The 20,814-nt window shown below is 67.2% G+C and carries 15 protein-coding genes and 2 pseudogenes; 12 read left to right on the forward strand and 5 right to left on the reverse strand.

Annotated features, from left to right (window positions below):
- Positions 1-45 precede the first annotated feature (45 nt).
- From QOC76_RS00500 to QOC76_RS00515, 4 genes are all read left to right on the forward strand, one after another.
- Complete coding sequence (locus QOC76_RS00500; protein ID WP_526353049.1) at positions 46-795, forward strand: phosphatase PAP2 family protein; 750 nt, start codon at positions 46-48, stop codon at positions 793-795.
- A 214-nt stretch (positions 796-1,009) separates the two neighbouring features.
- A complete protein-coding gene (locus QOC76_RS00505; protein WP_526353051.1) occupies positions 1,010-1,576 on the forward strand; it encodes a phosphatase PAP2 family protein in 567 nt (188 codons plus the stop codon).
- On the forward strand, positions 1,576-2,463 hold the full coding sequence (locus QOC76_RS00510) for a diacylglycerol/lipid kinase family protein (RefSeq protein WP_526353053.1): 888 nt from the start codon (positions 1,576-1,578) through the stop codon (positions 2,461-2,463). The genes QOC76_RS00505 and QOC76_RS00510 overlap by 1 nt, the downstream gene beginning before the upstream one ends.
- 18 nt (positions 2,464-2,481) lie before the next feature.
- A complete protein-coding gene (locus QOC76_RS00515) occupies positions 2,482-3,501 on the forward strand; it encodes a YhjD/YihY/BrkB family envelope integrity protein (RefSeq protein WP_526353055.1) in 1,020 nt (339 codons plus the stop codon).
- On the opposite strand, the gene QOC76_RS00520 is transcribed toward QOC76_RS00515, so the two are convergent.
- The 3 genes and pseudogenes from QOC76_RS00520 to QOC76_RS00530 all read right to left on the reverse strand — a co-directional run bounded on the left by QOC76_RS00520 (position 3,491) and on the right by QOC76_RS00530 (position 6,173).
- On the reverse strand, positions 3,491-4,759 hold the full coding sequence (locus QOC76_RS00520) for an Ig-like domain-containing protein (RefSeq protein ID WP_526353057.1): 1,269 nt from the start codon (positions 4,757-4,759) through the stop codon (positions 3,491-3,493). The two genes, QOC76_RS00515 and QOC76_RS00520, sit on opposite strands and share 11 nt — an antisense overlap.
- A gap of 104 nt (positions 4,760-4,863) precedes the next feature.
- A pseudogene (locus QOC76_RS00525) lies at positions 4,864-5,301 on the reverse strand (nitroreductase/quinone reductase family protein).
- Between the two features lie 41 nt (positions 5,302-5,342).
- Positions 5,343-6,173 carry a peptidase associated/transthyretin-like domain-containing protein gene (locus QOC76_RS00530; RefSeq protein WP_526353059.1) on the reverse strand — a complete coding sequence of 277 codons (831 nt, stop codon included), beginning with the start codon at positions 6,171-6,173 and terminating at the stop codon, positions 5,343-5,345.
- A 74-nt stretch (positions 6,174-6,247) separates the two neighbouring features.
- Between QOC76_RS00530 and QOC76_RS00535 the strand changes: the two genes are divergently transcribed.
- Positions 6,248-7,300, forward strand: a complete 1,053-nt coding sequence (locus tag QOC76_RS00535; RefSeq protein ID WP_526353061.1) for a tartrate dehydrogenase — start codon at positions 6,248-6,250, stop codon at positions 7,298-7,300.
- 5 nt (positions 7,301-7,305) lie between these two features.
- Here QOC76_RS00535 and cynS read toward each other — a convergent pair whose 3' ends face one another.
- Entirely contained in the window at positions 7,306-7,761 is a 456-nt protein-coding gene (cynS, locus tag QOC76_RS00540) for a cyanase (RefSeq protein ID WP_526353063.1), read from the reverse strand.
- A 166-nt stretch (positions 7,762-7,927) separates the two neighbouring features.
- Between cynS and recC the strand changes: the two genes are divergently transcribed.
- The 5 genes from recC to QOC76_RS00565 all read left to right on the forward strand — a co-directional run bounded on the left by recC (position 7,928) and on the right by QOC76_RS00565 (position 19,679).
- Positions 7,928-11,164, forward strand: coding sequence for an exodeoxyribonuclease V subunit gamma (recC, locus tag QOC76_RS00545; RefSeq protein ID WP_526353065.1), 3,237 nt, complete (start codon positions 7,928-7,930; stop codon positions 11,162-11,164).
- Positions 11,165-11,166: 2 nt separating this feature from the next.
- On the forward strand, positions 11,167-14,451 hold the full coding sequence (recB, locus tag QOC76_RS00550) for an exodeoxyribonuclease V subunit beta (RefSeq protein WP_526353081.1): 3,285 nt from the start codon (positions 11,167-11,169) through the stop codon (positions 14,449-14,451).
- A 5-nt stretch (positions 14,452-14,456) separates the two neighbouring features.
- Positions 14,457-16,136, forward strand: a complete 1,680-nt coding sequence (recD, locus tag QOC76_RS00555; RefSeq protein ID WP_526353083.1) for an exodeoxyribonuclease V subunit alpha — start codon at positions 14,457-14,459, stop codon at positions 16,134-16,136.
- Between the two features lie 37 nt (positions 16,137-16,173).
- On the forward strand, positions 16,174-18,540 hold the full coding sequence (locus QOC76_RS00560; protein WP_526353067.1) for an AAA family ATPase: 2,367 nt from the start codon (positions 16,174-16,176) through the stop codon (positions 18,538-18,540).
- A gap of 122 nt (positions 18,541-18,662) precedes the next feature.
- A complete protein-coding gene (locus QOC76_RS00565; RefSeq protein ID WP_526353069.1) occupies positions 18,663-19,679 on the forward strand; it encodes a TIGR03617 family F420-dependent LLM class oxidoreductase in 1,017 nt (338 codons plus the stop codon).
- Positions 19,680-19,741: 62 nt separating this feature from the next.
- Here QOC76_RS00565 and QOC76_RS00570 read toward each other — a convergent pair whose 3' ends face one another.
- Positions 19,742-19,891 carry a hypothetical protein gene (locus QOC76_RS00570; RefSeq protein WP_526353071.1) on the reverse strand — a complete coding sequence of 50 codons (150 nt, stop codon included), beginning with the start codon at positions 19,889-19,891 and terminating at the stop codon, positions 19,742-19,744.
- Between the two features lie 139 nt (positions 19,892-20,030).
- Between QOC76_RS00570 and QOC76_RS00575 the strand changes: the two are divergent.
- Both QOC76_RS00575 and QOC76_RS00580 read left to right on the forward strand, forming a co-directional pair.
- Positions 20,031-20,468, forward strand: a pseudogene (locus tag QOC76_RS00575) (TetR/AcrR family transcriptional regulator C-terminal ligand-binding domain-containing protein); the annotation flags it as partial.
- A 132-nt stretch (positions 20,469-20,600) separates the two neighbouring features.
- Positions 20,601-20,814, forward strand: a 214-nt coding sequence (locus QOC76_RS00580; protein WP_526353073.1) for an MmpS family transport accessory protein, incomplete at its 3' end; no start/stop codon positions are given.

Raw genomic sequence — 20,814 nt, forward strand, 5'->3', positions numbered from 1 at the left:
CACCCGGGTGGCATACCAAGTCGCCGTTGGGGGAACTACTCAGTCATGCCGAATAGGCTCTTGAGGGCTCTGCACCCGCACATGTCGGCCGCCGACGAGCGGTTCGGGGTGCGGCTCGGCGCAGGACTGGCCGGAACGCTCGTCGCCGCAGCGAGCTTCGCGCTACTGCTGGTGCTCGTTCGGGCCGGCTGGAAGCCATTGCGCAGCTTTGACGTCGGCACGGCACAGGCATTTCGCCGGATCGACGAATCTCATCCCGAACTCGTCCGCACCGCCGAGACCATCAGTCGCGTCTTCGACCCGAACGTGTTTCGGATCGCGCTGACGGTCATCGCGCTGATCTATCTCATACGCGGCGAACGTCGCCACGCGACATGGCTGGTCGTCACCGTGTTCGGCGGCGCAGGCCTCGGCCTCGGGTTGAAATTGATCGTGGGCCGGGCTCGTCCCGTTCTTTCTGATCCGGTTTCGGCAGCGCCCGGTCCATCGTTTCCCTCTGGTCACGCGCTCGGCGCGTCGATCGGGTGCTGTCTCTTCCTGTTGCTCGGGCTGCGGTTGCTGTCCCGCCGCGGCCGCATCGCCGCCGTTGCCGCAGCAGTCCTGGTCGTCTGCGCCGTCGCGCTGGCACGTGTGGTGCTCGGCGTACATTTCGCCAGCGATGTGATGGCCGGCGTCATGCTCGGCATCTGCTGGGTCGCCGTGACGACGTGGGCCTATGTGGCGTGGCGACGCGAGACCGGGCAGCCGGTAGAGCGGCCCGCTGACGTGGGTAGCGCCGAGCAGCCGGTGCGCTGAGCTGGGACTTCACCCGTCAAAATTTGACAGTTGAGTAAATCGGCGCGCGACCGGGTACTTCTCATCCGTGCGCTCGAAGAGTGTCGGGGGCGTAGCACGGGATGTCGGGTGGCTTGTCGTCCCGGCCGTCTGTCTTGTCGCGTTCATGGTTGCAGTGGGTTACCTCGTCACGCACGTATTGCCGGCTAGCGCCTTCGGCAGGTGGGATGCGAGCATGCCGGGGCGGCTGGTCGAGCACCGCCAGCAGGGTGGTGTTTCGGAAAGCAAGTTCATCACCATGCTGTCGGCCACGCCGACGATCATCGTGGCGACGGTGCTTGCGGCGGTGGTGTTGCGCTGGATGTTCGGCCGATGGCGTGAATCCCTGGTCGTCATCTATGCGGTGGCGGGTGAGACAGCCGTCTTCATGGCGACGACGCTGTTCATCGAGCGGCCGCGACCCGCTGTGCCGCATATGGACCAGGCGCCGCCGACGTCGTCGTTCCCCTCGGGGCATACGGCCGCGGCGATCTGCTTCTACGGCTCGGTCGCAGCGATCGCCGTCTGGCACAGCCGGCGGCGTTGGCTGACGGTGGCGGCCGTGATCCTCTGTGCGGCAGTCCCGCTGACCATCGGGGCCAGTCGTGTGTACCGGGGCATGCATTACCCGACCGATGTGTTCGCCGGTGCCATGCTGGGGGTGATCTGGTTGAGCATCGTCGTCTTCTATGTGCGGAGTCATGACGCCGGTGGCCGCCGCCATGCGGCCGTCGATGCCGACAGGAGGCTGGTGAGTGGCTGATGCGCGCGGCGATCATCATCAATCCGGCTAAGTCGGAGGTGGGGGCGCGGGAGCAGATCGACGGCACCCTGACCGCCGCAGGCTGGTCGCCGTCGCTGTGGCTGGAGACGACGCCTGAGGATCCCGGCCGCGGAATGGCGGAGGCCGCTGTCGCGGCGACTGTCCAACTCATCGTGATCTGCGGCGGCGACGGCACCGTGATGGCATGCCTGAGTGGGCTGGCCGACAGCGGTGTGCCCGTCGCGATCATTCCTGTCGGCAGCGGCAACCTGCTCGCCCGCAATCTCGGAATTCCGCTCGGGCTTGACGAATCTCTGGCGACCGCGGTCGACGGCATGGACCGTCGCATCGATCTGGGTCGACTCGGCGACCAGCCGTTCGCGGTGATGGCCGGGATGGGTTTCGACGCGGCGATGATGGCCGACACCAGCGAAGGCATGAAGCGGTTCGCGGGATGGCCGGCCTATGTGGTCAGTGGCCTTCGCCACCTGAGGGATCCGGTGATGCAGGTGCGGATATGCATCGACGACGGCCCGATGTTGCGACGGTCTGCACGCACGGTGTTGGTGGGAAACGTCGGGCAGCTCGAGGGCGGCATCGAGCTGCTCCCCGACGCCGCGGCCGACGACGGTCTGCTCGACGTGGCTGTCGTCGCGCCTCGCACGCTTCGCGACTGGCTTCGGGTGGCCTACCGGATCGCGCGCCACCGCAGGCACGACCGGCACCTGGAACGCTTTACGGGACGAACGATCTCGATCGAGGCCGACCGGGTGGTGCCTCGTCAGATCGACGGCGAGGTCATCGACGAAGGTCGCCGCATCGACGTCCATGTCGAGCCCGGCGCGCTCGTGGTGCGCGTGCCGCAGTCGGCCGCGGCAGCCGCGTGACCGGTTAGGAGGATCCGAATGGGCACTTCGACGCGCGTGCCGGAGACCGTCACCATCTCCGGTGACGAACTCTCGGCCGACGACGCGGTGACCGCGCTGCGGCGGTACGGGCGATGGAACCTGATGAAGAACTCGTTCATCCGGTTCCGGTATGCCGACGGCTTCTCCCACTCCCGGGCGCTGGCGCTGCAGTTGTGTCTGTCGTTCATCCCGTTGATCATCGCGGTCGTCGGGCTGGCCAGCGCGGTTCATCAGCAGAAGGTGGGGCAGGTGATCATCCAGACCGTGGCAGGGGTATTGCCCGGCAAAGATCAGAGCGACATGGTGCAGCAGGCCGCGCAGCGCACGCATGACCAGGGCGTGACGGGCGGCCATCTCGCGTTATGGCTGGGTCTGCTCGCCGCCGTTGTCGCGCTGACCACGGCGATGGGGCAGATCGAGCGGGGCGCGAACCGCATCTACGGCATCGAACGCGACAGGCCCGCGCTGCGGAAGTACGGCCGCGCACTGCTGATGGCGATGACGGCCGGACTGCTGCTTCAGCTTGGATTCCTCGTGATCATCGGCGGTGACGCACTCGGCGAGGCGCTTGCGGCGGCATATGGCTGGGGCGACACGTTCCAGTCGCTTTGTACGATCGGAAGTTGGCCTGTCGGAGTGCTTTTGGTGTTGGCGTCGTTCACCGTCGTCATCCAGCGCGCGCCTCGACGACGGCAGCCGGGGTACTCGTGGTTGGCATTCGGGGCCGGGGTGTCGCTTCTGCTGTGGCTGTTGCTGACGGGGCTGCTCGCGCTGTACGTCGTCAAGAGCGGCTCGTTCGGCAGCACCTACGGGCCGTTGACGGGGATCTTCGCGTTGCTGTTGTGGGCGAACCTGTCGTCGGTCGCGCTGTTCCTCGGTGTCGCGTTCGCCGCGCAGCTCGAGGCGGTACGCGCGGGCGCACCCGAGCCGACGACGGGGGATCCGCTGGACGGTCCGTCGTCCCCGCCGCGTGCAGAGCGCACCGTCGAGGAGCCAGGCATGGCCGTCACGCGTTGAGCGCGCTGCCCTGACGCCATTCCTTCCACGGCACGGTCCAGTCACCGCCCTGCTTGATGGTCAGCGAGGGCCCGCCGGTGTGGTGGACCTCGACGACGTCGCCGGGGACGGAGAAGTCGAAAAACCATGCGGCGTTCTCGCCGTTGAGGTTCAGACAGCCGTGCGACGTGTTCGTGTTGCCCTGCGCCCATACGGTGGCGTTCAGCTGGTGAAGATAGATGCCGTCCATGCTGATGCGGGTGGCGTACGGGATGGTCTCGCGGTAGCCGAGCCGCGAGCCCGTCGGCAGCCCGAAGGTCGAGGAGTCCATGATCACCGGGTTGGCCTTGTCCAGCACGGTGTAGGTGCCCGGCGGGGTCCAGAACGACAGCGTGGTGCCGCCGATGGTCTCGGTGCCGCCCATGCCCATCGATGTCGGCATGGTGCGGACCAGCTTGCCGTTGTCGAACACGCTGACCTGCTTGGTGGTGTCGTCGGCGATGGAGACGTGCGCGTTGCCGATCTTGAAGGCGACGTGCTGGTCGTCTTGGCCGTACATGCCGTCGCCGAGCTCGGCGCCGTAGATGTCCGCGGTGACGTCAACCGAAGTCCCTGGTGCGTAGTACTTCTCGGGCCGCCAGTGGGCCTCTTTATCGTCGACCCAGTTCCATGCTCCCGCGACGGGCGGGTTGGTGGTGACGTGCAGGCGCTTCTCGGCGGCGACCTTGTCGGTGATGGCTTCGTCGAAGTGCGCGACCACGACGGTGCCGACGCCGTAGGTAGTGCCGTCGACGAGCGAAACACCGGCGATGGTGTTGAGGTTGACGGCGGTTTCGTAGTCCGGCGTCAAGGTGGTGAAGCTGGACGTCTGACGTGACGGCATGCCGCCGGGTCCGCGGGCGACGACGGTCATGGTGTAGGTCCGGCCGTAGCCGAGTTGTTCAGTCGGGTGCCAGCCCTTCTTGTCGGGTGTCAGCGCGCCCGGGACCGTGGTGCCGTTGTCGTTGACCATCTCGACGTTGACGATGCTTCCGGAGAAGGCGGCGACGGAGACCGGTGCGGCGGGATTGACGTCGTCGGCCTGTGCCTGCGGGAAGACACCGATTGCAGCGGGTTGTGGAGGCGCCGGTTCAGGCTTGGCGATGGCCTGCGCGGCGCTGGCGACCTGGCACTGGGTGGAGCACTGCGCGGTGGTGTCGGCGACATCTCCGGCAAGCAGCACCACCGCCGCCACGACGGTGGCGACGGAGCCGATTCGGACGCGACGAGACCAGGGCAAAAGTACTCCAATGTGGGTCGGCGTAAGCCGGATAATCGATCGGGTTGATTCCGACCGGATCCCCACTATAAGGGGTCCGGAAACGCGCCGACCCCGGTAATGGGTTAAGCGTCGGTATCGAGTTCGAATACGGGGATAACGCGGTCGGTGCGCTTCTCGTAGTCGGCGAACCCGGGTGCGCGCTCTTTGACGATCTCGAAGATCCGGTCGCGGTCGTCGCGGTCGTCGCGGTAGTTCGCGGGCGGCGACACGCTTGGGTGGGTCGTCGCCGACCTCGACCTGGACGTCGGGGTGGGCTCTGATGTTGAAGACCCAGGCGGGGCTGCTGTCGCGGCCAGCCGCGGAACCGACGATATAGATCTTGTCGTCGATGTCGAAGTAGCCGACCAGGTTGAGGCGCTCTGCGCCGCTGTTGGCGCCCTTGGAGGTCAGAAGCAGCAGCGGGAACCCAACTGCCCGCCCACCTTGCCGCCGTTGCGGCGGAACTCCTCGATGTTGCGTTCTTTGAACTCACGCTCGGAGGCCACGTCGTCGTCCGGCATGCGTTCATCGTGGCACGGATTCGTCGGGCGACGTGATCCCATCAGGGCGGCGGGGGGCTTGGCTTCTCGCCGACGCCGATCGTCAGAGTGACCAACATGGCGCTGGACGGATCGCCGGTCACCGTCGCAAGCTCGCCATCCCAGCCGTCGCCGAACACACTGTCTTTCTCCAGCGTTACGTTCGACATGTTCTGCACGCTGGCCGAGTAGCCCTTGTCGTAGTCGAACACCTTCTTGCACGCACCTTCGGGCAACGCGACCTGTGAAGTGAGGCGGGCGTTTTCGCCTGCGACTGCCGCGTCGAGCGAATCGAACACCTCGAAGTGGATGTGCGGCCAGCGCCCGGCGTCGCACGCGGGGAAGACCGAAGTGAACGACACCCGGCCGTCCTGCCCGGCCACTTGAACGCCGCGGAGGTAGTTCTTGTCGGCGGCATCCCCGCTGTAGAGCGAGTAATCGCCTGCCCGGTCGCAGTGCCAGACGTAGACGGCCATGCCCTCGCCCTTGGCGCAGTCCCTTGTCGCGTCCAACACCGTCAACTCGATGGTCGTCTGAACACCCTCGGCCCAGCCGGACAGGGCGCCGAAGCTCGACCGGATGTCGCTGCGGACGACGCCCTCCTCGCCGAGGACGTTGGGGCCGTTCGACCGGTCACCGGGATGCGGTCCGGCGGTCTCGGGCGGCGTCGTCTTCGGGCAGGCGCCATCGGCCGCACTGGGCGTCGCGGGCGGCTTGGCCGTGGGAGTGGCCCTGTGTTCGGCGCGGCCTGGTTGCCTGTTGGGGTTGGCCTTACCGGAGCACGCCGCCACCAAGGTCGAAGCACCGGCGACGCCGGCCAGCTGGATGACGCGGCGGCGGGACAGGACATGCACGAGTCCACAATGCCTCGCACTCCTTTGCATCAGCTGTGACGGTGGTCTGTGGCGATCGGCCTAGGATCGGCCGGGTGAGCCCGCAGCGCATCGCCGTCATCCCGGGCGACGGGATCGGCACCGAGGTGATCGCGTCGGCCCGCGCGGTCTTGGACGCCGTGTCGGCCCGGCACGGGATCGATCTTGCCTACACCGAGTTCGACTGGTCCTGCCAGCGGTACGAGCGCGAGGGCGCGATGATGCCGCCCGACGGCATCGAGCAGCTGCGGGAATTCGACGCGGTCTTCCTGGGTGCCGTCGGCTGGCCTGGTGTGCCCGACCATGTCTCGCTGTGGGGCCTCCTGATCCCGATCCGGCGGGCGTTTCGCCAGTACGTCAACCTGCGACCGATCCGGGTGTTCGACGGCGTCCAGAGCCCGCTGCGGACGGCGGGCGACGTCGACTTCGTCGTGGTCCGGGAGAACGTCGAGGGCGAATACAGCGAAGTCGGCGGCCGGGTGAACCGCGGCTTCCCCGACGAGATGGCGGTTCAGGAATCGGTGTTCACGCGGGTCGGGGTGAGCCGGATCGCGGACTTCGCGTTCGAGCTGGCGCAGAGCCGCCGCAAGTACGTGACGTCGGCGACGAAGTCCAACGGCATCGTGCACACCATGCCGTTCTGGGACGAGGTGGTCGCCGAGCGGGCGTCGCAACATCCGGACGTCCGGTTCGACAGCGAGCACATCGATGCACTGGCGGCGAAGTTCGTGTTGCAGCCGGAGCGGTTCGACGTCGTCGTCGGGTCGAATCTGTTCGGCGACATACTGTCCGATCTTGCGGCGGCCGTGGCGGGCTCGATCGGCATCGCACCATCGGCGAACCTGGACCCGACGAAGCAGTACCCGTCGATGTTCGAGCCGGTGCACGGCTCGGCGCCGGACATCGCCGGTCAGGGCATCGCCAACCCGGTCGGAGCGGTGTGGACGGCGGCGTTGATGCTCGACCACCTCGGGCACTCGGCGGCGGCGGCCGATGTGGTGGCGGCGATGGAGTCGACGCTGGCGAAACCGGAGACCCGCACGCGCGACCTTGGCGGCAGCGCGTCGACGGTGCAGGTGACCGATGCGCTCGTCGCGCAGTTGGGCTGAGCCAGTTAGCTTTCGGCGACAGTCCAGTCGTACGGCAGGAATTTGCCGTCGAAGGTGACGACGACGCGTTCGCCGGCGGGGTGCGGCTTTTTGTCCATGGTGACGCTGAAGTTGATCGCGCTCATGATGCCGTCGCCGAACTGCTCGTGGATCAGCTCCTTGAGCGCGCCGCCGTAGACCTGAAGGGCTTCGTAGAAGCGGTAGATGGTTGGGTCGGTCGGAACTGCAGTCGGCAATCCACCACGCATGGGCACGGCCGCAAGCACCGGCACCACGGCCTCGTCGAGGCCGAGCATCTCCGCCAGTTTCTTGCCGAGCTCGGGCGGAATCGGATGTTGACCCAACAGCGCGGACGTGGTCCAGACGACGGGCCTGTCGACGGCGTCGGCGAGCTGTTGCCAGGTCAGCCCCTTCGCCAGCCGGGCGGCGACAATCTGTTCGGTGATCTCGTCTCTGGTCATGGGACCATGATCGGCCGATCGGCGGCCGACCGCTCGGCAAGCGAGGCGCAATATTGCGCCCACGGTCGTGATTTCGCCGCTTCAACGACCATGGCTGCAATATCGGCGGCGCGGGTGTCGAGCATCTGGCTGTGACAGTCGGACCGACCCCATATCGTGGCCATCAATGGCGCTTCACATCCATCGTGCTGAACGCACCGACCTGCTTGCCGACGGACTCGGTGCCCTTCTCGCCGATCCGCTGCCCGATCCATTCGCCGAGGAGCTCGTCGTCGTCCCGGCCAAGGGCGTCGAGCGGTGGCTCAGCCAGCGGCTGTCGCACATCCTCGGCCGCGGCAGCGGGCAGGACGGCGTCTGCGCCGGTATCACCTTCCGCAATCCCCGCTCGCTGATCGCCGAGATCACCGGAACCGCCGACGACGATCCCTGGCATCCCGATTCGCTCGTCTGGCCGCTGCTGGAAGTCATCGACGCCAGCTGCGACGACAATTGGTGCAAGCCACTGGCCACCCACCTCGGCCACTTCGAAGCCGGCGAGGAGCGTGAACTCCGCATGGGGCGCCGCTACGCCGTCGCGAGACGCCTGGCCGGGCTCTTCGCCTCCTACGCGCGGCAGCGGCCGCAATTGCTCATCGACTGGGAGAACGACGATGCCGGTGACATCGACCCCGATCTCGCCTGGCAGCCACCCCTGTGGCGTGCGGTGCTGAATCGCGTCGATGCCGATCCGCCGCACATCCGACACGCCAAAACTGTTGCCACACTGCATGAGTCGCCGACCGGCCTGCCTCAGCGCCTATCCCTCTTCGGCCACACCCGACTTCCCGGCACCGAGATCGAACTGCTCGAAGCGCTGTCCACCCACCACGATATACACCTGTGGCTGCCGCACCCCAGCGACTCCCTGTGGCAGTCCCTCACCGACACCCAAGGGCAGATCCGCCGCCGCGACGACACCAGCCACCGCGAAGTCGGCCACCCTCTGCTGGCCACCCTGGGCCGCGACCTTCGCGAACTGCAGCGCGGCCTGCCGACCGACTCACAGACCGACGAATACCTCGGCAGCCACCGGCGGCCGGACACACTTCTGGGTTGGCTGCAGTCCGACATCACGGCAAACGAGGTGCGACGCGACGGCCGGACACTGGACCCCGACGACCGTTCGGTGCAGGTACACAGCTGCCACGGCCCGGCACGTCAAATCGATGTTCTCCGAGAGGTTTTGCTCGGTTTACTCGCCGACGACGAGACGCTGGAACCCCGCGACATTCTCGTCATGTGCCCCGATATCGAGACGTACGCGCCGCTGATCGTCGCCGGCTTCGGCCTCGGCGACATGATCAGGGGCGTACATCCCGCGCACAGGCTACGGGTGCGCCTCGCGGACCGCTCGCTCGTGCAGACCAACCCGTTGCTCGGCGTCGCCTCACAACTGCTCGCGCTCGCCGGCGGCCGGGCCACCTCCAGCGAGGTTCTCAACCTCGCGCAGGCCTCGCCGGTGCGGGCGCGCTTCGGGTTTACCGACGACAACCTCGAAGACATCACCCGTTGGGTGCGGCAGGCCAACATCCGCTGGGGCTTCGACCGCGACCACCGCAAGCCGTACGGCGTCGACTTCGTGCAGAACACATGGCGATTCGGCATCGACCGCGTCCTTGCCGGCGTGGCCATGTCCGACGACTCTCGCGGCTGGATCGACACCACGCTGCCACTCGACGACGTCAGCTCCAACCGCGTGGAGCTAGCTGGTCAACTCGCCGAGTATGTCTACCGGCTACAAAAAGTCGTCGAGTCCCTCACCGGTGCAAAGCCCCTGCAGGAGTGGCTGACCGCCCTGGAGAACGGCATAGACCGGTTGGCCCGCGTCGACGACGACGACGCCTGGCAGACCAGCCAGTTACAGCGCGAATTCGCAGACGTGCTCAGCGACGCAGGCCGCCGCGCGAACACCAAGATGCGTCTGGCCGACATTCGCGCCCTCCTCGACCGGCACCTCGCGGGACGCCCGACCCGGGCCAACTTCCGCACCGGCACGCTGACGGTGTGCACGATGGTGCCGATGCGTTCGGTGCCCCACCGGGTGGTCTGCCTCGTCGGGCTCGATGACGGCATCTTCCCGCGGATCGGCGTGGTCGACGGCGACGATGCGCTGGCCCGCGACCCCATGACCGGCGAACGCGACATCCGTTCCGAGGACCGGCAACTGCTGCTCGACGCGATCGGCGCCGCGACCGACAAGCTCGTCATCACCTACACCGGGGCCAACGAATACTCCGGCCAGGAGCGACCGCCCGCGGTACCGCTGGCCGAATTGCTCGACACCCTCGACCTGACGACCGAGAAGAAGGTACGCGACACGATCGTCGTCAAACATCCGTTGCAGCCCTTCGACACCCGCAACGTCATCCCCGGTAACCTGATCCCCGGCAAGCCGTTCACCTTCGATTCGACCGTGCTGAACGCCGCACGTGCCCGCTCCGGCGATCGCGCCGGAAAGCCGGCCTTCATCTCCGGACCGCTTCGCGCTCCTCCACCCGACGACGTCGTGCTCGCCGATCTTGCCGCGTTCTTCCGCGATCCGGTGAAGGGCTTCTACCGAGCACTGGACTACACGCTGCCGTGGGACGTCGACGGGGTCGAGGACGCGATGCCCGTCGACATCAACGCGCTCGAGGAGTGGACGGTCGGCGACCGGATGCTCGCCGACATGCTGCACGGCATGGAACCCGACGAGGCGCGCGACGCCGAGTGGCGACGCGGGACCCTGCCGCCCGGCCGGCTGGGGTGGCGCAAGGCCACCGAGATCCGCGACCAGTCAACCCTTCTCGCCGACACCGCCCGCGCCTACCGCAACACGAAGGCCGAGGCGGTGGACGTGGACATCGACGTCGGCGGCCGGCGCCTGACCGGCACGGTGTCGCCCGTCTTCGGCGACAGGCTCGTCTCGGTGACGTATTCCAAACTCGGCGGGCGCCATCTGCTGCAGGCGTGGATTCCCCTGCTGGCGTTGCTCGCTCACGATCCGAGCCGCGACTGGGCGGCGATCTGCATCGGGCGCGCCAAGAAAGGCACCACCCCGCAGGTGGACACGCTGCGCCGTCCCGCAGTCCCCGCGGTCGAGCTGCTCTCCGACCTCGTGGCGATGTACGACGCGGGCCGTCGCGAGCCCCTGCCGCTTCCACCCAAAACGTCGTATGCCTGGGCGGAAGCGATACACACCCACGGCGACCCTGAGCGGGTGGCGCGCTACCGGTGGAAGTCCGACCGCTATCCCGGTGAGGATGCCGAACCGGCGCATGTCCGAACGTGGGGCCATGGCGCGTGGCTGAAAGTCCTCATCGACGCGGGCCTCGACGAGTACGCCTGCCGGCTGTGGCTGCCGATGCTGCGAGCGATGGACTGACGATGGACAACTTCGACCTGCTGGGCCCGCTGCCCGCTGCGCTGTCGACCACGGTCCTCGAGGCAAGCGCAGGAACGGGCAAGACGTTCGCGCTGGCCGGTCTGGTCACGCGATACATCGCCGAGGATGAGGCGACGCTGGACCAGATGCTGCTGATCACCTTCGGGCGGGCGGCGACGCAGGAGCTCCGCGACCGAGTCCGTCGCCAAATCGTGGACGCTGTAATGGCTTTCGACGACCCGGCTGCTGTCGGCGACAATCAGGTGATCGCCCGCCTCCTTGACTGCAGCGACGACGAGCGAGCCTTCCGCCGTCAGCGGCTCCGCGATGCACTGGCGTCCTTCGACGCCGCGACCATCGCGACCACGCACCAGTTCTGTCAGATGGTGCTCAAGTCCCTCGGGGTGGCCGGCGACTCGGACTCCGGTGTCACGCTGGTGGAGAGCCTCGACGAGTTGGTCGCCGAAATCGTCGACGACCTGTACCTCCGACACTTCGGCCTCGAGCGCGACGATCCCCTGCTGAACCACACTGACGCGCTTCGGCTGGCGCGCGAGGTGGTCAAGCATCCCGCGACGGAGCTGCGGCCGAACAACCCCCCACCGGATTCCCGCGCCGCCGTGTGCGTCGGCTTCGCGAAAGACGTTCTCGCCGAACTGGAAATTCGCAAACGGCGACGCGGCATCCTCGGCTACGACGACCTACTCACCCGGTTGGCCGATGCGCTGGAAGCCGACGACTCGCCGGCCCAGCTCAGGATGCACCGGCGCTGGCCGATCGTGATGGTCGACGAGTTCCAGGACACCGACCCTGTGCAGTGGAAGGTCATCGACCGCGCGTTCACCGACCGCTCCACGCTGATCCTGATCGGTGACCCGAAACAGGCCATCTACGCGTTCCGCGGCGGCGACATCGTCACCTATCTGAAGGCCGCGGAAACCGCCGGTGTGCGCAAGACGCTCGGCAAGAACTGGCGCAGCGACGCCGCACTGGTGAACCGGCTGCAGACCCTGCTCGGCGGGGCAGAGCTCGGAGACCCACGGATCATCGTCCACGAGGTCGACGCGCAGTATCACGGTTCGCGCCTGGCGGGCGCGCCGTGCGACGACCCGTTCCGGCTACGCATCGTGAAGCGTGAGCCGTTCGGCCGCAAAGGGACTCGGACCATCGGCATCCCCGATCTGCGCGAGCACATTCCGAAAGATCTGGCCGCCGACGTCGGCGAGCTGCTGACGAACGGTGCCACGTTCGACGGCAGGCCGTTGGCGGCGCGCGATGTCGCGGTGATCGTCGAGAGCCACAAGGACGCCCGTGCGTGCTACTGGGCACTCTGCGACGCCGGCATCCCGGCGGTGTACACGGGCGACTCCGATATCTTCACCTCCGAAGCCGCCGAGGACTGGCTCTGCCTGTTGGAGGCGTTCGACCAGCCCCACCGCCCTGGCATGGTGCGCGCGGCCGCGGCGACCATGTTCTTCGGCAAGACCGCGGAGGACCTCGTCGAGGGCGGCGACAAGCTGACCGACCACATCGCGGAGACGCTGCGGGAGTGGGCGGGGCATGCGCGCGAACGCGGTGTGTCCGCCATTTTCGAGGCCGCACAGCTGCGCGGCATGAGCGACCGCGTGCTGTCGTGGCATGGCGGCGAACGACAGATGACCGACCTTGCGCACATGACGCAGCTGCTGCAGGAGACGGCCCATCGCGAGCACTTCAGCCTGCCGTCGCTGCGCGACTGGCTGCGGGAGCAGCGCGAAGAGCGAAGTGGCGCAACGGAACGTGCGCGTCGGCTCGATCACGATGCGGCCGCCGTGCAGATCATGACGGTGTGGGTGGCCAAGGGCCTGCAGTTCCCGGTGGTGTACCTGCCGTTCGCGTTCAACCGCTATGCCCCGCGCCCCGAGCTGGTGTTGTTCCATGACGGCGATCAGCGGTGCCTGCACGTCGGCGGCATCGACAGCCCCGACTTCAACGTCGTCTCGGCGCTGGGCCGGAAAGAGGACGCGAGCGACGACAGCCGGCTGATGTACGTGGCGATGACGCGGGCGCAGTCGCAGGTCGTCGCATGGTGGGCGCCGTCGTGGGACGAACCCAACGGCGGGCTGTCGCGGCTGCTGCGCGGGCGCCGACCGGGCGAGGCTGCGGTGCCGGATCGCTGCTCGCCGGACAAGATCTCCGACGACGACGCAATGCTGCTGTTCAAGGAGTGGGAGGCGGCAGGCGGTCTGGTCATCGAGGAGTCCGTGGCGCGGCCTGTGCCCGCGATGGTGGCCGACGAGCCGCGCGGCGACCTGGCTGCGCGGCATTTCCACCGTCAGATCGACGCCGCGTGGCGACGGACGTCGTACTCGGGGCTGATCCGGGCGGCGGAGGCGACGCCGGTCAGCAGCGAGCCGGAGGTGATCGAGCTCGACGACGAGGTCGCCGAGATTCCGCTGACGACGACTGCGGTCGGTGCTGATGTGCCGTCGCCGATGGCGGATCTTCCGATGGGCGCGAAGTTCGGCACGCTGGTACACGCTGTGCTGGAGACCGCCGACCCCTTCGCGGCTGATCTCGCCGCCGAGTTGGAGGTGCGGATCCGGGAACATGCGGCGTGGTGGCCGGTCGACGTTCCGGCGCCCGAGTTGGCGGCCGCGATGGTGCCGATGCACGACACTCCCCTTGGCCCACTGGCGGACGGCTTGACGCTGCGGCAGATCGGGCTGCATGACCGGATGCGCGAGATGGACTTCGAATTCCCCTTGGCAGGAGGCGATTTACGCGTCGTGGTGCCGGAGATCCGGCTGTCGCACGTCGGCGAGTTGGTGCGTGCGCATCTGCCGAAGGACGACCCGCTGGCGTCCTATGCCGACCGATTGACCGGAGCGGCGCTCGGCGGTCAGCCGTTGAAAGGGTATCTGTCGGGATCGGTGGACGCGGTGCTGCGTATCGGCGACCGGTACGTGGTCGTCGACTACAAGACGAACTGGCTCGGCGACCCGGCGGAGCCGCTGACGGCCGCCGACTACGGCAGGCCGCGGCTGGCCGAGGCAATGCTGCATTCTGATTACCCGCTGCAGGCGCTGTTGTACAGCGTTGTGCTGCATAGGTTTCTGCGGTGGCGGCTGGCTGGGTATGCACCCGGCAAGCACCTGGGCGGCGTGATGTATCTGTTCCTGCGCGGCATGTGCGGCCCCGACACACCGGTGGTCGAAGGGCACCCGGCAGGGGTGTTCAGCTGGCAGCCGCCGGCGTCGCTGATCACCGCCGTGTCGGACCTGCTCGACGAGGGCAGGGCCGCATGACAACGATGGAATGGCGGCAGGCTCTTGGTGCGACGGGGCTTCTGCGGACGTTCACCGACGCGGAAGTGCTGGAGGCGTCGGATGTCCATGTGGCACAGCGGCTCACCGCCTTGGCGAAGGAGCCGGACGAGACGGTCGCGCTGGCGGTGGCATTGGCGGTAAGGGCGCTGCGCAATGGTTCGGTGTGTGTGGACCTGCGGTCGGTCGAGCAGCAGGTCGGCGTCGAGGGGCTGCCGTGGCCGGAGATCGACGCGTGGCTGACCGCGATCGAGGCGAGCACGCTCGCCGGCACGCCGCCGGCAGTGCGAGTCGAGGGTGATCTGCTGTACCTCGACCGGTACTGGCTGGAAGAGCAGCAGGTCGCCGACGACGTGCACACGATGATCGGGCTGAAGCCCGAGAAGGTGTCGCCAGACATCGACCGATTGTTTCCGGCCGGGTTCGAAGAGCAGCGATTGGCCGCGAAAATTGCGTTGTCACAGGGCTTGACGGTGTTGACGGGCGGCCCGGGCACGGGTAAGACCACGACGGTGGCGCGGCTGCTCGCGCTGCTCGCCGGCGGAACGCGGTTGCGGATCGCGCTTGCAGCGCCGACGGGAAAGGCGGCGGCTCGATTGCAGGAGGCGGTGCGACTCGAGGTCGGCAAGCTGGACAAGACAGACCAGCAGGCGCTGTCGGGAATGCACGCGACGACGCTGCACCGTCTGCTGGGCAGCCGACCGGACACGTCGGCGAGATTCCGGCACAACCGCAGTAACCGACTGCCGCACGACGTGATCGTCGTGGACGAGACGTCGATGGTCTCGTTGACGATGATGGCGCGGCTGCTGGAGGCGGTGCGACCGGATGCGCGGCTGATCCTGGTCGGCGATCCGGATCAGTTGGCGTCGGTGGAAGCGGGCGCTGTGCTGGCGGATCTGGTCGACGGGCTGGACGCGTCGAAGCTCGCGGCGCTGAAGACGCCGCACCGCTTCGGCGAGTCGATCGGCGCTTTGGCGTCGTCGATCCGGGCAGGTGACACCGACGGCGCGATCGAGGTGCTGCGTGCGGGTGGTGAGCACATCGAGTGGATCGACACCGATCAGCCGTCGGAGCATCTGCGCAGGGTGCTTGTGCCGCAGGCTCTCCAGCTGCGCGAAGCGGCGATCCTCGGGAATGCAGAGGCGGCGCTGGCGACACTGGATGAGCACCGCCTGTTGTGTGCGCATCGACGGGGGCCGTACGGGGTGCGGTTCTGGAACCGTCAAGTCGAGCGGTGGCTGGCGGAGGAGACCGGTGAGCCGATCTGGTCGGACTGGTATGCGGGGCGGCCGGTGCTGGTGACGGCGAACGACTACGGCCTGAAGCTGTACAACGGCGACACGGGTGTCACGCTGGTGCGCGACGGTGTGTTGCGGGCGGCGATCGCGGGAGCCGAACCGCTGGAGTTCGCGACGAGCCGGCTGTCGGATGTGGACACGATGCACGCCATGACGATCCACAAAAGTCAGGGCAGTCAGGCCGACGAGATCACCGTGCTGTTGCCGCAGGAGGATTCGCGACTGCTCGTGCGGGAGTTGTTCTACACGGCGGTGACGCGCGCGAAGGAGCGTGTCCGCGTCATCGCGTCGGAGCAGGCGTTGCGGGCGGCGGTCGAGCGGCGTGCGGTACGCGCGTCGGGTCTGGCGCGACGGCTGCGGCGATGACACGGAGTTCGCCGGCGGCGGCCAGTAATCTGTGCTCATGGCGGGGCTGACCGACGGGCTCGTCCTCACCGACGAGTTTCGCCAAGCGCTCGAATTGCTGGCCGGCGGCAGGCATGTCTTCCTGACCGGCAAGGCCGGCACGGGCAAGTCGACGCTGATCCGCCATTTCATGGCCGAGACCGACCGCAAGGTGGTCGTCGTTGCGCCGACGGGCATCGCGGCCTTGAACGTCGACGGGTACACCATCCACCGGCTGTTCGGTTTCCGCACGACGACGACGCTGGACGGTGTCCGCAGCGGCGAGTACCGGCCCGGCCGCTTCGCCAAGACACTCGCGTCGCTGCAGACCCTGATCATCGACGAGGCGTCGATGATGCGCGCCGACGTGTTCGACATGGTGGCGTCGGCACTGTCGCGTTTCGGTCCGGACCCGGGTACGCCGTTCGGTGGCGTCCAGCTGGTGTTGGTCGGCGACCTCTATCAACTGCCGCCGGTCGTCACCGAGGACGAAGCGCACTTCTTTTCGACGACGTACGAGACGCCGTACTTCTTCTCGGCGCACAGTTTCCGCCGCGACGACTTCCCCACCGTCTCGTTGACGACGGTGTTCCGTCAGCTCGGCGACGACCGGATGACGGCCATTCTGAACGAGATTCGCGAAGGTGTCCTGCTAGGGCACGCCCAGGAGCAGCTCAATGCCCGCGCCGATGCCGATTTCGTTCCGCCCGACGACGAGTTCTGGCTGACGTTGGCGCCGACCAACCGCCTGGTGACGGCCCGCAATCGTCAGCAGCTCGAACGACTGCCGGGCGACGAATTGGTCCACCACGCACGGGTCTACGGAGACCTGTCGCTGTTCGACCCACCCGTCGAGGAGACGCTGCGGTTCAAGGTCGGCGCTCAGGTGATGCTGCTCAACAACGACCAGAGCGACCGATGGGTCAACGGCACCATCGGCCGGGTGATGGGCGTCGACTACGACCGCTACGGTGCCGTCGTCGAAGTCGAGTTCGCCGACGGGTCCTGCGCGGACGTGACGCCGTACTCCTGGGAGGCGACGCGACCCGTGGTCGGGGGCGGCTCATTGGGCCGGGAAGTGATCGGCTCGTACACGCAGCTGCCGTTCAAGCTCGCGTGGGCGATCACGATCCACAAAAGCCAGGGGCAGACGCTGGAGCGTCTGGTGGTCGACCTGACCGGCGGTATGTTCTCGACGGGACAGCTCTATGTGGCGCTGAGCCGCTGCACCTCGTTGGCCGGTCTCGTCCTGAAACGTCCAGTGCTGCCGAAGGATTTGAAGACCGATCGTCGCATCGCACGGTTCCTGCGAACATCAGTCGTCGACTCCGGCGCGCGCCGATACTGCGCGATCGGAATGTTGACGGTGGGCGACGAGGGCCGGATGTCGCGACCGCGACCGGTCGAACTGGCCGTCGCGTTCGACGACGACACGGCGGTGACGACGCTGATCAACCCGCAGCGGGATCTCGCGGATGCGCGGAAGGCGTTCGGTATCAGCGTCTCCGACGTGCTGCTGGCGCCGACTGTGCGGGAGGCGTGGGCGGTGATAGCGCCGATGCTCGCGGGATGCACACCGGTAGGCGCCGGAGTGGACGAGACCCTGGGCCTGATCGATTTCGAGCTCAAGAGGCTGGGCTATGTGACAGCGATGCCGCTCGGCGTCGAGCTGCGCGGCGCGCGGGTGTCGGGCCGGACAGCGCTGGAGCGGGCGCAGTCTGCGCTGGAGGCGCATCGCGGGCTGAGATCGGAAGAGGGATCGTCGGCGTTCGAGGAACCCGAACCGGCGGAGTCGCTTTCGGGTCTGCTGGTGAGCCGCGATCACTCTGTGCCGACACCGACGGCGGATCACCTGCCGGGATTGTCGGCACTGCTGCGCGTCAGCAGGGACGTCGGCGCGGTGGTGCTGGGCGGAGTGCCGGCGTCGTCGCTGCGCAATGGTGGCACGCCGTGGGATGCGGCCGCGCGGCAGTCGGTGGCGGACCAGCTGCGGGCAGCCGCTGCGCGGGCCCAGCTGCCCGCGGAGGTGGTGGCGCGACTGAACGAGGCGTCCCAGTTGCTGGGTGTTGAAATCGTTCCGCAGTCATTGTGTTTCGAGCGCGACGACATCGCCGACGTGTTGGTGCCAGGAGCACGCATCTGCTTCACGGGCACGGTGCAGGACAAGGCGGGTCGCATCGTCGAGCGCTGGGAAATGGAAGAGCTGGCCGCCTCGGCCGGGCTGAAACCAGTGAGGTCGGTATCCAAGACGCGCTGTGAGGTGCTGGTGACAGCCGAGGCGGGCAGTCAGTCCGGGAAGGCGCGCAAGGCGCAGGAATACGGCAAGGCGGTGTTCACCGCGGACGAGTTTCTCGCCTGGGTGACGAAGTTGGCGGCGAGACAGTGAGCGCTACACGTTCTCGCCGCCAACTCGGTTTCACCTAATACCGCTTTGCTGCGCGGTAGTCCAGGCCGAGCAGTACCGGCCAGTCAGTGTCCAAAACCCGGACCGAGCGTACTGTTCGACGCGTGCAGGTCGACGCGATGACGGTTCCGCAGCCGCTGGGCAAGGCCGGTGACCTGGCCAGACGGGTGCAGGACGCGGGCTTCTCGGGCTTGTTGTTCACCGAGACAGGTCGGACCGCGTACCTCAACGCGGCGGTGGCTTCGCAGGCGGCACCCGGTCTCGAGCTGTCGACGGGAGTTGCGGTGGCCTTCCCGCGCAGTCCGTTCGTGACCGCGGCGACGGCGTGGGAATTGCAGGAGTCGACGGGCGGGAAATTCCGGCTTGGACTGGGCACGCAGGTGCGTACCCATGTGGTGCGGCGGTACGGCATGGAGTTCGAGCGTCCGGGCCCGCGACTGCGCGACTACGTGCGGGCGGTGAAGGCGTGCTTCCGTGCGTTCCGGACGGGCAAGCTGGACCATCACGGTGATTTCTACGACCTCGACTTCATCACGCCGCAGTGGAGCGCAGGACCGATCGACGCGCCGGATCCCAAGGTCGACGTCGCGGCGGTGAACCCGTGGATGTTGCGGATGGCAGGCGAAGTGGCCGACGGCGTGCATGTGCATCCACTCGGCGAACCGGGCTACATCGCTCGCCACGTCCTGCCAAATGTGGCTGCGGGTGCGCAGAATTCGGGTCGCGACCCGTCGGACATCGCGGTCATCGTGCCGGTGCTGACGATCGTGGGCGACACAGACGAAGAACGGGACAAAGAGCGCGAGAGTGTCCGATTCAGCATGAGCTTCTACGGAAGCACGCCCAACTACTCCTTCATCTGGGACGACGCAGGTTTCGACGGCACGACGGCGCGGATTCGCGAGAAGCAGAAGGCGGGCGACTTCGAAGGGATGGCGGCGCAGATCACCGACGACCACATCGCCACCTTCGCCACGGAGTCGACGTGGGACGGCCTGGCCGACGCGCTGAAAGAGAAGTACGACCGAACCGCAACGCGCATCGTGCTGTACAACGCCCTCGGCGATGAGGAGCGAGTCGAGCGATATGGCGTTGTCGCTCAACGCCTATCGGGCATGTGATACGGACTGTCCAGGCGGTCGGCGGATGCGATCTCGGTGTCGATCCACGCGTCGTCGATGCCCTACATGATGTGTTCGGTGCCGACCACGCAGTGCCGCATCAGGGCGGCTACGACGTCTGAGAGAGGCCCGTCCTCGTTTGCGCCCTGGCGGTGGGCGAAGTATGCCCGCACTGCGCGGATCTCTTCTTGCAGTACCTCGTCATCGGTCATTTTCTGTCCCCCTGCCGTGGGCCGCTTGCCGGAATGAACAGGACGCTATTGCGCAGCGTTTGGGGTGGCGCGAGTAGTCGACTACCCGAACGGGCGGGGACGCCGCCGTCTAAGCGTTTTCTCGAATAGTGCAGCAGAATGGCCGACCAAGGCTGAACTGGTGCTGGCCGCATTCGTCGAGGGCACCCGGCACGTCGCGGTCGACCCCGACACCGGCACGCTGCGCGAGGATCTACTGCGGCTGGGAGAGCAGATCACCGCTCACGTCAGCACCCATGCCAGCACAATTCGGGCCGTGCTCGTGGAGGTCTCCCGGAGCGCCGAGCTCGACGCCATGATGCAGGAACAGTTCTTCGACCAGCGAAAAGCCCTGATGGCACACGTCCTCGAGCGGGCGGTCGATCGCGGCGAGATCACGGCCTCCGCCGTCACCGAGGAATTCTGGGACATGTTGCCCGGTTACCTGATCTATCGATCGGTCCTCGCCGGCCGTGTCCCGTCGCGGCGCACCGTCGAAGGCCTCGTCGACAACCTGCTCATGCCCGGTCTCACCCGCCACAACGCCCCGAGGGAGTGAGGGTCAGCGAACATCTGTACGGCTTGTGCGGTCCGGTCCCGTACCGTACCGTCAACTAAGTTGATATAGCTCGGCTGCTCGGAAATGTCGTCCCGTCCGTAAACGTGTCACCGCTCCTCGAAAGGGTAACGGATGCAACGGTTTTCGCTCGGAAGCCGATTATTGCGACGGTGGATGCTCCTGGTGGCGGTGTTGGTCGTCGCGATCGCGGGATTCGCGGTGTACCGCCTCAACGGCATCTTCGGCTCGCATGACGTCACGTCCACCCCCAGCGGCGCCGCCAACGACATCGTGCCGTTCAACCCCAAGCACGTCGTCCTGGAGGTCTTCGGCCCGCCGGGCACGG

Origin of the sequence: Mycobacterium sp. (assembly GCF_032159565.1) — a bacterium.
Lineage (GTDB): Bacteria > Actinomycetota > Actinomycetes > Mycobacteriales > Mycobacteriaceae > Mycobacterium.